General features: G+C 55.6%; 15 protein-coding genes. 8 read left to right on the top strand and 7 right to left on the bottom strand.

The window, feature by feature from the left end:
* Window positions 1–9: 9 nt before the first annotated feature.
* Window positions 10–1,035 (bottom strand): FAD:protein FMN transferase, encoded by a 1,026-nt coding sequence (locus tag ACP0GE_RS03565; protein ID WP_424830629.1) that lies wholly within the window; start codon window positions 1,033–1,035, stop codon window positions 10–12.
* A gap of 66 nt (window positions 1,036–1,101) precedes the next feature.
* On the bottom strand, window positions 1,102–1,287 hold the full coding sequence (locus ACP0GE_RS03560; protein ID WP_424830628.1) for a hypothetical protein: 186 nt from the start codon (window positions 1,285–1,287) through the stop codon (window positions 1,102–1,104).
* 122 nt (window positions 1,288–1,409) lie between these two features.
* Between ACP0GE_RS03560 and ACP0GE_RS03555 the strand changes: the two genes are divergently transcribed.
* Complete coding sequence (locus ACP0GE_RS03555) at window positions 1,410–1,934, top strand: CBS domain-containing protein (RefSeq protein WP_424830627.1); 525 nt, start codon at window positions 1,410–1,412, stop codon at window positions 1,932–1,934.
* Between the two features lie 6 nt (window positions 1,935–1,940).
* On the opposite strand, the gene ACP0GE_RS03550 is transcribed toward ACP0GE_RS03555, so the two are convergent.
* The 3 genes from ACP0GE_RS03550 to ACP0GE_RS03540 form a co-directional block, all read right to left on the bottom strand.
* Window positions 1,941–3,899: a GumC family protein gene (locus ACP0GE_RS03550; protein ID WP_424830626.1), complete on the bottom strand. Its 1,959-nt coding sequence runs from the start codon at window positions 3,897–3,899 to the stop codon at window positions 1,941–1,943.
* A 1-nt stretch (window position 3,900) separates the two neighbouring features.
* Window positions 3,901–4,557: a sugar transferase gene (locus ACP0GE_RS03545; protein ID WP_424830625.1), complete on the bottom strand. Its 657-nt coding sequence runs from the start codon at window positions 4,555–4,557 to the stop codon at window positions 3,901–3,903.
* A 180-nt stretch (window positions 4,558–4,737) separates the two neighbouring features.
* Window positions 4,738–5,499 carry a metallophosphoesterase family protein gene (locus tag ACP0GE_RS03540; protein WP_424830624.1) on the bottom strand — a complete coding sequence of 254 codons (762 nt, stop codon included), beginning with the start codon at window positions 5,497–5,499 and terminating at the stop codon, window positions 4,738–4,740.
* A 136-nt stretch (window positions 5,500–5,635) separates the two neighbouring features.
* On the opposite strand from ACP0GE_RS03540, the gene ACP0GE_RS03535 reads away from it, so the two are divergent.
* Together ACP0GE_RS03535 and ACP0GE_RS03530 are read left to right on the top strand one after the other, a co-directional pair.
* Window positions 5,636–5,899 carry a hypothetical protein gene (locus ACP0GE_RS03535; protein WP_424830623.1) on the top strand — a complete coding sequence of 88 codons (264 nt, stop codon included), beginning with the start codon at window positions 5,636–5,638 and terminating at the stop codon, window positions 5,897–5,899.
* Between the two features lie 3 nt (window positions 5,900–5,902).
* The gene (locus ACP0GE_RS03530; protein ID WP_424830622.1) at window positions 5,903–7,204 is read left to right on the top strand and encodes a phage head spike fiber domain-containing protein; all 1,302 of its coding nucleotides are present in this window, start codon (window positions 5,903–5,905) and stop codon (window positions 7,202–7,204) included.
* An 8-nt stretch (window positions 7,205–7,212) separates the two neighbouring features.
* On the opposite strand, the gene nusG is transcribed toward ACP0GE_RS03530, so the two are convergent.
* Entirely contained in the window at window positions 7,213–7,764 is a 552-nt protein-coding gene (gene nusG, locus ACP0GE_RS03525) for a transcription termination/antitermination protein NusG (RefSeq protein WP_424830621.1), read from the bottom strand.
* A gap of 103 nt (window positions 7,765–7,867) precedes the next feature.
* On the opposite strand from nusG, the gene ACP0GE_RS03520 reads away from it, so the two are divergent.
* Complete coding sequence (locus tag ACP0GE_RS03520) at window positions 7,868–8,344, top strand: hypothetical protein (RefSeq protein ID WP_424830620.1); 477 nt, start codon at window positions 7,868–7,870, stop codon at window positions 8,342–8,344.
* 4 nt (window positions 8,345–8,348) lie between these two features.
* Here ACP0GE_RS03520 and ACP0GE_RS03515 read toward each other — a convergent pair whose 3' ends face one another.
* Window positions 8,349–8,675, bottom strand: a complete 327-nt coding sequence (locus ACP0GE_RS03515) for a hypothetical protein (RefSeq protein WP_424830619.1) — start codon at window positions 8,673–8,675, stop codon at window positions 8,349–8,351.
* A gap of 267 nt (window positions 8,676–8,942) precedes the next feature.
* Between ACP0GE_RS03515 and ACP0GE_RS03510 the strand changes: the two genes are divergently transcribed.
* Genes ACP0GE_RS03510 through ACP0GE_RS03495 form a run of 4 tightly spaced genes read left to right on the top strand, consistent with a single transcriptional unit; the run spans window position 8,943 to window position 12,681 of the window.
* Window positions 8,943–9,224: a helix-turn-helix domain-containing protein gene (locus ACP0GE_RS03510; RefSeq protein ID WP_424830618.1), complete on the top strand. Its 282-nt coding sequence runs from the start codon at window positions 8,943–8,945 to the stop codon at window positions 9,222–9,224.
* Window positions 9,225–9,243: 19 nt separating this feature from the next.
* The gene (locus tag ACP0GE_RS03505) at window positions 9,244–10,005 is read left to right on the top strand and encodes a glycosyltransferase family 2 protein (RefSeq protein ID WP_424830617.1); all 762 of its coding nucleotides are present in this window, start codon (window positions 9,244–9,246) and stop codon (window positions 10,003–10,005) included.
* Between the two features lie 52 nt (window positions 10,006–10,057).
* Window positions 10,058–12,103 carry a YjbH domain-containing protein gene (locus tag ACP0GE_RS03500; RefSeq protein ID WP_424830616.1) on the top strand — a complete coding sequence of 682 codons (2,046 nt, stop codon included), beginning with the start codon at window positions 10,058–10,060 and terminating at the stop codon, window positions 12,101–12,103.
* Window positions 12,100–12,681, top strand: coding sequence for a YjbF family lipoprotein (locus ACP0GE_RS03495; protein ID WP_424830615.1), 582 nt, complete (start codon window positions 12,100–12,102; stop codon window positions 12,679–12,681). Before ACP0GE_RS03500 ends, ACP0GE_RS03495 begins: the two co-directional genes overlap by 4 nt.
* Window positions 12,682–12,695: the final 14 nt, after the last annotated feature.

Genomic DNA, 12,695 nt, shown 5'->3' with positions numbered 1-12,695 from the left:
TCCCGCCCTTTAGTTGGCGTCCAGCGTATCACTGAATGCGCTGCTTTGCACCGTGATATAGGCGTCCTCTTCGCCTGTCACATCACGCGAGATGAAGAACACGGCAAGTTTATGTTGCTCGGCCAGTTCCAGGCCCCTTTCCTGACCCAGCGCCAGCATCGCAGTGGCCCAGGCGTCAGCCAGCATCGCGTTGTCCGCCAACACGGTGACAGAGGTGGTTCGATGCGTGATCGGACGGCCTGTTGTGGGATCGATGATGTGCGAATACCGTACGCCATCCTGTTCGAAAAAGTTCTTATAGTCACCCGAGGTGGCCATCCCAAGATTATTTAGTGGCACAATCAACTGAATGTTCTGCGTGCCGGTTTCTGGTTTTTCAACGCCGATGCGCCAGGCCTCGCCCTTGTCATTCTCGCCCTTGGCCACCAGATCACCGCCTATTTCGACCATGTAATTCTCGATACCGGCCTGTTGCAGCGTTGCAGCCACGGCATCGATTCCGTAGCCCTTAGCAATGGCGGACAGATTGATGCCGACAGCCGGGTCGGTTTTTGCCAAGGTTCCGGCCTCACGATCCAGTTTCAACAACCGCGCCTGACCAACCGCGTCCAAGGCCGCATCAATATCTGCGTCGTCAGGGACCGGGTCTTCCGGTGTGCGCGGGCCAAAACCCCACAGCTCGATCAACGGGCCAAGCGTGACGTCGAACGTACCATCGCTTTTGGCATGCACGTCATTTGCGGCCTCAATCACCAGTGCAAATTCGTCCGAGATTGAAATCGGCCCAGTATCGGTGGAGGCAGAGAAGGTCGACACCTCAGAACTCGGATCCCAGTTGGACATTTTTGCATTCACACGCGCCAACGTGTCCTGCACCGCCGTGCCAAGGGCGGTCTCATCCAGGTCGTTCCCGATTGCGACAATGTTGAATGTTGTGCCCATCGTATCGCCGGACAGGCGAACGACATCGGGTTCCTTGTCGAACAGACATCCTGATACAAGCAGCGACAGGGTCAAAGCCGTCAAATAACGCATGGGCGATCTCCTGGGGAAAACTGTGCCCGGCGTATGCCAGTGGCCCTGATCAGAGTCAAACCATGCTCAAACCTTCAGCGGCAGGAAGCCGAGTGCCAGTAGCCCGACAGCCGCCGGGACACCGAAAATCCAGGCGCGTTTTTGCCAGCCCGGAGGCTGTTGTTTCCATAGCTTTCGGAAATTGTGGCCACAGATGACAACACCGAAAAAGATCAGGACAGCTACGGTTGGGGTCAGGTGCAATTGGCTCACGCAGGCAGATATCCTTTTAAAACGGCCCGGTTGCACCGGTTTTCAGATTTCAACCCTATACAGGCAACGTCTCTGCGTTAAGGTGAAGGGGACAGGTGCAAACTATTCAAGAGGAGACCCCCATGGCCCCAAGCTCTTACCAGCCTCCGACCCGCGGCGACAAGGGTGGTCCCGCAACCCGCAGCCAATCGGTCGAGTCGAATTTGTCCCAGACGCAGTCAACCGTTGCCAAACTTCTGGAGGGTAAAGGGGATGCTGTAATTGCAGTTCGACCGGCCGATACGATTCACTCCGTTGTAGATATCCTGCGGGACAAACGCATTGGGGCGGTTGTGGTGACCGACCAGAACGGCGCATTGCAAGGTATTCTGTCGGAACGCGATATCGTCCGCCGTATGGCGGATACCCCGGGTCAAACGCTCCCTCAGTCGGTCGAGGCTTTGATGACGCGCGAAGTTCAGACCTGTGCCCCGGAAGACCGGTTGATGGATGTGTTGAAAACCATGACCGAAGGTCGCTTTCGCCATATGCCGGTTCTGAGCGATGGACGTCTGTGCGGTGTCATCACCATCGGAGACGTTGTACATTTCCGTTTGCAAGAGCTGGAATACGAGGCGCTGAGAATGAAACAGATGATTGTCGGTTAAACGGACTCAGGTCGCGTAATACTGGCTGTAGACCCCGTAAGTACTGCTGTTGGCAGCGTTCTTGTTCCACAGGTCAGACATTACCAGACCAGTAACGCGGAGGTTCACGCTGGAAAACTCGCGCAAGGCTCGCTGCACCTGTTCTCGGGTCGTTGAGGCAGGAGCGACAGTAAGCAATATTGCGTCTGCGGATTGCCCGATCACGCGGGCATCTGGCACCGCAAGGACCGGGGGACTGTCGATCAATATGTGATCATAGGTGTCCTTAAGTCCTTGTAGAAGATCATTAAATTCTGGTGACGCAAACAGATCGGCAGCACTGCGCGCGCTGTGCTCTCCCATTAATATGTCCACCCCAATCCGGGCATCCTTTTGGATAAGGTTCGAGGTCAGGTTGTTTTCGTTAAGAGCTGCGACCAGCCCGCCATTTGGGTTCTTGTCAAAATAGTCCTGAAACGACAGGCGCCTGATATCAGCTTCGATCAACAAGACTGATCGCCCAAGCCCAGCCAGATTTTGCGCCAGAGCAATTGCTGTTGTTGTTTTGCCCTCATCGGGAACGGAAGACGTAACCAGAACAATCTTTGGTGGCTCGTGTGCCTGCAGCATCAGTAACGAGGTGCGCAGATTGCGGGCGGCTTCGGCCAGTGGCGATTTGGGCGTGTCGGCGAGATAGTCGACTAGCCGGTGTCGGCCGCGGATTGGGACCTGTGGAAGATGCCCCAGCACCGGAGAATCAGTCGCATGTTCAAGCTGAGCTGCTGTTGGAATAGAGGATCGGCTGTACCGTCTGAAGAACACAATGAAGATACCCAGGACACTTCCGGCCAGACCGGCAACCAAAGCCATTCTTGCCGGTCGCGGAGCAATTTTGGTCCCTGTGGTGGCGAATGAAATGATTTGACTGTCAGCCTGCAAACCACGCCGGTGAGTGATCTCTTTGAGACGGGACAAAAACGTTTGGAGCAAGAGTTCGGATGCGCGCGCTTCATGTTCAATCTTTTGAAGTCTGGATAGCGCGCTGATTTTCTTGCTGTACTCAACCTTTAACTGGTCAAGTGAATTCTTCAGTGTAGCGACTTGGCGTTTGGTTCTGTCCATCTCTCGCTTAATCGCGTCGTTTGGCTCAGTTTTGTTGTTTTCCGCACCCAGACCGTCAGGCCGAAGGGTTTGTGATTGTTGGTAAAGGCGGTTCTGTTCTTGCGACAACGTGGACAAGCGGGTTTCCGTATCGGAGATGCGCCGCGCAAAATCTTCGGCCTCGGCGGCGATGATCGATGCGTTCACAGCCTGCGCGGCTGTGTTTTGGCGTTCGATTTCTTGTTCCAAAGCGGCAATACGCTGTGTCAGCCAGTCAACGGACTTTGCAATATCCTGCTGCTTGGCATCGATCTGTTTCTGGACATAAATATTCGCCAGAGTGTTCGCAATTTTAACTGATTTTTCAGCATTTCTACTACTGGTGCTGACGGTCAGAACGTATGAATTGCGCACGTTTCTAATCGTAACGGCCTGCGCGACATTTTCCGCAGTCGCATCCAGCATGTCGCTTTTCTTGGTTGGCACACTTGAAATTGAAAGCAGTGGCTGCGCTGGTGGGTTGAATTCCGGGTCCTCGATCAAATTCAGCTGCAGCACCAGATCGCGCATCATTTGATGGGAGTTCAAGACCTCGATCTGAGTGTTTATGGCCGATATTTCACTCATCAGCCCGCCGCCCCGCAAGCCAGACACAGTCTCGGAGTCCGGCTTGAGCACGAGTTTGGTTTCAGATCTATAGACCGGCTCCACCAGATAAAAGGCACATGTAGCTGCCAGCACCAGTGCTCCCAGAACAGAAAGTGCCATTGTCCATCGCTCGGACCAAATCAAGGCTAGCAAATCGAAGATGTCCTCGGATCCGTTCGAGTGGGGTTGCCTGCCTGTCAGGTCGGGGCCTGTTTCGCCTTTTACGAAACCTGTCACGCTACTGCCCCCTCAGCCCAGCAACTGTCTGAACGGTCTTACAAAAAATGCGGAATTCCTGCGCCAGGCTGAGGGTATTGATATACTGAATATCAACCCGGACCTTCGCCGCAACGGTGTCCGAGTTTTGCGCATAACCTACCTCGGTTTGGGCAAGCCCGCTGATACCCGGCCGGACGCGGTATCGGGACCGATAACCCGGGATGTTGCGCTGATAGTGGCGCGCATGGTGGATATAATCTGGCCGGGGTCCGATCAGGCTCATCTCTCCTTTCAACACGTTCACGATCTGAGGCAGCTCATCCACCCGGCTGCGTCGCAGAATGATCCCCAGGGATGTGATCCTACAGGTTTCGACGGGGTCGAAAGGTCTGCGTGATGAACATTTGTGGGGCACCATTGAGCGGAATTTATAGGCCACAAACGGTTTACCCTCCTTCCCCATTCGGATTTGAGCAAACAGGATCGGCCCGCGGTTCAGGACTGGATTAATGGCCAAAAGAAAAAGAGCAAGACCGATCAACGGCGGTAGAAGGATAAGAGACAGGCCAATGTCTACGCTGCGTTTGACAGCAAAGAACGCCCATGTCGGCGTTCTGTCGCGATTGGCAGAGAACGCTGTGTCTGGTGAAACTGCGGCAATGTCGTATTCTGGCATTCCTGTCCCCTCTGCCCGAAGATGCAGGTGGGGCTGCCCGGGCTGTCTGGGGCTCAGAGTCGCGACAGATTGGTAAATTATTGGTTAACCTTAACAGTAGGTTATCAAAAAATACGCTTTCTGTTTCGTATTGGCTGTCACTGCGTCAGGCGTGTGATGAAATTTTATTCATAACTCGATCTACTGGCCGGTTGAGACAAACCTCACACCGCTGGGTGATACCTCAGCCGCTGTCAGACGACCGGTCATAAAGGCACCGGTATCAATCGAAATGACACCGCTTGCGACACGCGGCGACGTTTGAATTGTATGGCCATGGATGACCCATTGGCCGTCATCCCGAGGACTGCGGCCGAACTGACGGTGCCCCCAGAGACAGGTCTGTTTGTGCTGATGTTCCAGAGGTCTATTTGGGTCCAGCGCGGCATGAACAGCGGTAACGTTACCGCTGGACCAGGTCAGCGGTAGCGATTGCAGCCACAAGATCAGATCGTCGCCCATCGCTGCCCGAAGTGCGTCTGCAACGGTCGGTGCGTCTTCATCCGCGATCGTCTCATCAACGCCAGTTACGCCGAATGAGGCCAGCGTCTGCAAGCCGCCGTTTCTTAGCCAAAGACGGTTGGTGTAGGCTGGTGTCTCCAGAAACTGCAACAACATCTCTTCGTGGTTGCCCATCAGGCAGATGACCTTCCGATCAGGCGAAAGGCTGAGAGCGTGCAGGTACCGCAACACCTGCGCGCTTTGCGCGCCGCGGTCGATATAGTCGCCGACAAAGACGATTGGACAGGCTGGTTCGAGCTGCACCAATAGAGCTTGCAAAAGATCCAGCCGCCCGTGAATGTCACCAACTGCATAAAACTGATTGCCCGGCGCAAGCGCCGGGGTATTGGAGCTGTCTGCAGTGGTGCGCCTGAGCAGCCAGTTTATCCAAGTGGAACGCATAGGATCAGTCAGTACCTTGCTGTGCGGGCCAGAGCAATTGCTGCGTTTCCCTATGAATGACTGGTTAACCCGCAGCGCGGGCAACGCGGCGTTGCGCAGACATAGTGTGGCGCCCTGAAACTAGCAGGAGATTCCCATGCCTTCGACCACATACAAACCAGCGGCAAACTGGAGCGCCGCCAACCGTCACACCGCCACCTCGGATCAGGACATTCTGCTGAGCAATGTCAGCAGTGACACGATCCGTTTTGAAATCACGCAGGACGACACAATCCCGGTACTGGACGCCGCCTTGGGGCATTCTGTGCAGCCCGGTCGGTCAATTGCGATGCAGCTAAGGTCCGGTGAACGCCTTTGGCTTGTCGGCGATGATGTGCAAGCGACCGTGCTGGTTGGTTAAATCATGAGATCAGGAGGAAGATTCTTAAGCGGTCGGTTTGCATATAGCGACCGCAGCGCGCCGGGCCGCGACCCGCGTGTGCAATATGCGGTGAATGGTTTACACCCCAATGTTGTTGCGGATTTCCGCAACGGTGTTCATCTTGGAGCCGATGCATCTGGGTTTGAAACCCTGTTTATGTTTTTGCGCTCATCCGTCGCGACCTACACGGATGCGACGGGAACGCTGTCTATGGCTAACGCCAATGAGGCGCGTATCGATCATCGAATGCAGGACGGTCAATGGGTCAGCCGTGGCGTGTTGCTGGAAAGCGAAGCCCGCACGAACCTGCTGCTGAGGTCTGCGGATTTTTCGCATGCTACGTGGTCGAAAACCCGTGCAAGTGTTGTCGTAAATGACGGCATGGCACCGGATGGAACCCAGACGGCCAACAGGTTGATAAGCACTGCATCCACCTATGACGGTGCCGTCCGGCAGACTGCCAGCTATTCTAGTGGTCAATGGCTGAGCTTTTCGGTCTATGCGAAAGCCGGTGATCGCGATTTTGTGTTTCTGCGGGAGAGAACAAGCGGGTTCGCCAAAGATACCTACTTTGATCTGAGGCAAGGTGTTTTGGGAACCGTAAACTCGATACACACCGCCGACCTGCAAGATGTGGGGAATGGGTGGTTCCGATGCTCGATTTCTGTGCAGGCGACGCGGACAGCGGCTTCGGATTTTGAGATCTACAACTCCGAAGACGATCTGAACACCGCTTCGACCCAGTCCGGCGATACGTATATTTGGGGTGCGCAGTTGGAAGTTGGTGCGACCCCATCCTCATATATCGCAACACAGGATGGTCCGGTCACTCGTGCCGCTGATGCTCTGACGGTGCGTCAGGATCAGGTTGTTGACCCAATTGCCTCAAATGCCGTGTCCTTGGCCATGGAAGGCGATGGCAGCTTTGTTGAAGAAACCGGAGCGACACGCATTTTGCATTGGGACAACGCGGCAGGGGATCGGATTACTGTGAGTGTTGCGACCAACACACCCGACTTTGGGCGAGTGCAGCTTGAGCAGTCCGTTGGCGGCATCGCATCTGCGCTGGAAACGGCGGTAGAAACAGCTGGCCCGACTTTCGCCCTCGCCTCACGCCACACTGCAAACGAAATCGGATTGTCAGGTGCGGGTGTAGGTAGTGCTTCCGGCTTACCGGACCTTGGTCAAAGTACGATTGCGCTTGGTCCAGATTTGATGGGTCATATCACCCTGTTGCGGTTGTGGTCGGTGGACATCGGGCCAACTGGTCTTCTGGCTGTCTGACAAGCCATTTAAACAAATTCAGGTTGCTGCATCTTGCCGACCGATGATGTCGGCACAGATGTACGCACCTGGCGCCCCATGACCTGGATCAGCAGGTGCAGCCGCTGTTGCTGATCCAAACGATCAATGCGCGATACCAAGCCGGCAAAGGGTCCAGTCAAAAGGCGAACTTCGTCTCCGGGGCTCAGCGTATCGGTAGAACGCAGAAGTCCGTTCGCATCACAGCGCGACATCAGACCTGCCATGAAATCGGTAGGTAAAGCGATGGGCCTTAGGGTTGTATCTGCAACAAGGCGCACAATGCCTCGGGTCGCGTTGATGGATTGCCAGCGCGACTTTTCGGGGTCGAACTGAACAAAAAGGTAGCCTGGGAACAATGCGCGCGCGCCGGTTTTCAATCGCCCGCGGGTGCGGGTGGTCTCCAACCTTGTGGGTGCAAAACTGGCAAAGCCCAGCCGGGTCAAATTGCGCTCGGCGATCAAACGCATGTTTGGACGTAGCTGCGCAACATACCAGTTTTCCGGGTCCAGATCGGGATATGCGTTGGGGCCGCGTGTCATAAAGAAAACCTCATGTTTTCAGATAATTGTAAGTTTATCAGCCTGTTAATCACCCGCCGCGCAGATTGTTCTGAGTGGGGTGTTTTGTCGGGGGAGTGGTGACGTGGCACTGAAATATTCGAAGCCGATTCAAGGTTTGATCGGTATCTGTCTTGGAATGCTGCCGTTCGGCGATCTGTCCGCACAGGCCATCGGGCAGCCACGTGTTCACATCGTGCAGAGCGACTTTGGGGGGCGAATAGATCGCCGCGCGGCCAGAGTTGAGACCTTGCGCGACAAAGGAGATCGCGTGGAAATCCGGGGTCGCGTATGCCTTTCAGCCTGCACCTTGTTCCTAGGCGTTCGGGATGTGTGCGTGGATACCGAAACAATTTTTGGTTTTCACGGCCCAAGCCTTTGGGGCCTGCCATTGGATCAAAACAGCTTTGAATATTGGAGCGATGTGGTCGCGAGCCATTACAAACCGGCGTTGCGTCAGTGGTACCTTGAGGTCGCCCGCTATCGTCTGAACGGTTATCATCGCCTATCCGGTCGACAGATAATAGCACTTGGCTATGCACCGTGTGAGAAGCAAATCTGATCACCTAGTTTCGCCCTGTACTGCTGGTTGACGAAGGGGAAGAATACGCCCCTGCAGCCACCGCAACGGCTGCCCCGGCCCCCAAGGCCGGGATAAGCAATCCGACTACATTTGTTGCACCTGGTGTGATTTCTGGCGGCGTCTGATTGGCAGGACGTGACCTGTGATCGCAAATAACTCTGAGGCTACCGTCTTTCATCCAGCGCGCGCGCTTGATCTTTTCGCCACCGCAGGCGTCCAGGCTGCGTGCCATGTCCAACGCTGATTGCGCGACCGCAGGAGAAGTTGGCAGCCAGCCGCAAATGGCAAGGGTAAGAAGTTTGTTCTGCATTCTGCGCCCCAGGTTTTTCCAGAGACTTGCCCGAAATGGTTAACAATCCCCTAATCGGGAAAGTTTGGGCGTGGGCCGCAAATTAAGCGATTGAATTTGTTTCAGGAAATTGCATATAGGGAGAATTTCTTTCGAGCTATACAACTTTAACGATTGAAATCTTGTCGTTTGCCTGAAACACTATGTCCATGATGTGCGCCCTGACCAGAAGGTTGACTGAAGTCTCTTCCGGTGCGGTAGCCGTTCTTCGGACAAACCCCTATTCAAATGACAGATACAACTCTTCGGGCCGGTGAGTCCTTGGTTACGGGTAAGCAGATCCGCGCGGCGCGTGGAGCTTTGAACTGGTCGGTCAGGCAGCTTGCAGAGCAATCGGGAGTCGGTGCGGCAACCATCAGCCGTTATGAAGCAGTCGACGGCGTGCCTCAGTCGCGCAAGGACAACCTGCACAAGTTGCGCAGAACGCTCGAAAGTCGAGGTATCCGGTTTGTAAGTGATCGCCGGTTCTCTTTTGGGGTGTTGTTTGACATACCTTTAGAATATCGCTGAAAACGCGCTGTCTCATTCAATGAAAATCTCTATCGTTACACCGGTTCTGAACCGGGTTGAAACGTTGAACGATACGCTACAATCCGTTTCATCGCAGACCTATTCGAACATCGAGCATATTGTTCAGGATGGCGGGTCAACGGACGGATCGGCAGAGTTGGCTCGCAATTGGATTGGCCAACATGAGGTGTATCTGCAAAGCGCTGCTGATCAGGGGCTTTATGACGCGCTGAACAAGGGTATCGCGCGGTGCAACGGGGATATTGTCGGGCTGCTTGGGTCGGATGATTTTCTTTCAGATTCGCGGGTCGTATCCGATGTAGCAACGGCATTTTCGGATACGTCTATCGATGGTGTTTACGGCGATCTCGACCTGATTTATGCATCCGGACGCGTTATGCGCCATTGGCGCGCAGGATCGTTTCAACGCAACAGAATGCGTTGGGGTTGGATGCCGCCTCATCCAACCTTGTACCTTAGACGCGCCGTATTCGAACGGTTTGGCGCTTATGACGCGAGCTTTCGCATCGCCGGGGATTACGACGCCATGCTTCGCTGGGTCTGGTCGGGCAAGATCCGGCTGGCTTACGTGCCCCGAGTCTTGGTCAAGATGCGACAGGGTGGTGTCAGCACCGGTTCGGTCTCGGGTCTTTTGACTAAGACACTGGAAGATTATCGCGCGCTGCGGCGCAATCATGTTGGTGGAGCGGCCACGCTGGCGGTCAAGAACCTTCGCAAACTGGGGCAGTTCTCGGCCCTCATGCGGAGTGCCGGTCATTAAATCGCTTCGCTTGCTGTCGGCGGTTTTGACTGTGTTGTTTCCGGAAGCATTGTTGGCAGAACCGCAGTTGAAAACCACATACAACACGTTCGGCTATCCTGGTTTGATCGAAATGCCATCGGCTCACAGCCGCCCTGACGCTGAATTGGCACTGAATTTCAGCCATTTCCGGAATACCACACGGACCACTTTGACCTTTCAAGTGACGCCCCGCCTTTCCGGTAGCCTGCGCTATTCTGCCCTGCAAAATTTACGAGGGAAAACTGTCGGCGCGCCTGTTCAGGATGAGGTGTTCGACCGCAGCTTCTCGATCCACTACCGCCTTCTGGATGAAACGAGCCGCCGACCGGCGGTGGCGGTGGGGCTGAACGATTTTCTGGGGACAGGGATTTACCAGTCTGAATACGTGGTTGCATCAAAAACCATTCTTCCCCGGCTGCGGTTTTCTGCAGGTATGGGATGGGGCCGTCTGGCCGGAGTAGGTTCCTTTCAAAACCCGCTTTCCTTGGTGTTTGGCAGCAGAATGGATACGCGCCCCGGACGAGAGGATGATGAAGGCGGAACTTTGCAGGCCCAGAACTGGTTTCGCGGACCGGCTGCCCTGTTTGGTGGGTTCGAGTGGCAAATGAACGACCGCGTGAAACTGTTGGCCGAATACTCCTCAGACGCCTACCCCCAAGAGAACGGCACTGCCTTTAATCGGAAATCGCCAATCAATATCGCGGCGCAATATCAGCTACGCTCCAACGCGCATGTCTCGCTGATGTACATGTATGGGTCCGAAATCGGAATAAATCTGACTTTGGCACTCAATCCCAAGAAGCCGCCACTGGGCGGATCGCGGGATAAGGCGCCGCCTTCTGTTTGGGTCAGGGGTACACGCCCTGCCGTAGCGAAACCAACGCAGATCGAAAGGCAGCGAGAGCTGGCGGCAGGATTGCAGGCCGAAGGTTTGCGGCTGCGTGCGGTAACGATACAGGGTCGGACCGCCGAGGTTGCCTTCAGCGGGACCTCGCGCGTACGTACCGGTCAGGACATCGGCCGCACTGCGCGGGTGATGACCCGAACTTTGCCCCCCGAGATCGAAGAGTTTCAAATCTTCCCATCGGTCAGCGGTCTGTCCCCGACGCGTGTCACCTTACACCGGCGGGACCTTGAGCAGTTGGAGCATGATCTGGACGGTAGCTGGTCAATCTATGCCAGGACGCGGATCGAGGAGCAGGACAGCGCAATTGCAGGCCCAAACGCGGCCTATCCCGTCTGGAACACTGGAATCTCCCCGTATTTGCAGCCCGCGCTGTTTGATCCGGATGAGCCTGTGCGGGTCGATTTTGGTATTCAGGCCTTGGCTCAGGTCGAGGCCGCGCGGGGTGTTGTTCTGCGCGGGCTTTTACGCCAGCCGTTGGTGGGCAATCTTGATCAATCTACGCGACCGTCGAATTCGACACTTCCACATGTGCGCAGCGACGGTGCGATTTATGATGCCGAAGGCAGCCCCGCGATTACAGAGTTGACGACGGCCTACTATTACCAGCCCGGACCCGACCTGTTCGGACGGTTCACAGCGGGCTATCTGGAGCCGATGTTTGGTGGCGTTTCGGCAGAACTCTTGTGGTTTCCTTTAAGATCACGCGTCGCCGTTGGGGCTGAGTTTAACTATGTCCGCCAACGTGACTTTGACCAGTTGTTCGGCTTTCAGGACTATTCGGTCGCTACCGGCCATGTGTCAGGCTACTGGCAGATGCAGAACGGATTTCACCTGCAACTGGACGCCGGGCGGTATCTGGCGGGGGATTGGGGTTCGACCATTACCCTGAACCGCGAGTTTGCGAATGGATGGCGTATCGGGGCTTTTGCCACGTTTACCAATGTTTCGGCTGCCGAATTCGGTGAGGGGTCCTATGACAAGGGCGTCATCGTGACGGTCCCCATCGACTGGCTGTCCGGTACGCCCAGCCGGGATGACTTCACAACTGTGCTGCGCCCGGTACAGCGCGATGGGGGCGCACAGTTAGAAGTGGCCGGGCGTCTTTATGATACGGTTCGGGGGCTTCGGGGACAGGATATGCGAGCGAGCTGGGGGCGTTTCTGGCGGTGAGCCGCATTCTTGCCCTGCTATTGCTGACCGCCTGTACCTCGCAAGGCCCGGATCCTCGCGCAGTTCTGACGCGTGCGCAACTGGATGCCGAAGACCTGCCGATCTTGTTGGTGGAACTCCCCGAACTGAAAGTTGCAGCAACGCTGGCGCCTTCGGGCCGGAACAAAGACGTGGAAACATGGGCATCCGGCGATCAGGCGTCCCTGTCGTTTCGGCGTGGTGTTCTGGTCGCGACGCGCGGGTTGGGTTCAGATTTGATGAGTTCGGATGTGGCGGGGACGCTGACCATGCTCGGGACAGGGCGCGATGACTATTACTTGCGTTTGAACACACGTTTGGACGGGGAATATCAGACCGAATTCCAAGCCTTTCAGTGCCGCCGGACCATCGCCCGGCCGGAACCGATTACCATATTCGATCGCCCTCACAGCACCACGCGGATCGAGGAAACCTGTGTAACGCCTGGCCGGACCGTGACCAATATCTATTGGGCCGGGCAAGATGGGTTTCTTTGGAAAACCCGGCAATGGGTCAGCGATCACGCGGGATATCTGTGGACCGAGCAACTGGTCCGCTGAACCATCAATGAAGA

The sequence above is a fragment of the Ruegeria sp. genome (assembly GCF_965243365.1).
Classification (GTDB): Bacteria; Pseudomonadota; Alphaproteobacteria; order Rhodobacterales; family Rhodobacteraceae; genus Ruegeria.
The sequence above is the reverse complement of the archived record's forward strand: the minus strand, read 5'-3'. Positions and strand labels throughout refer to the sequence as shown.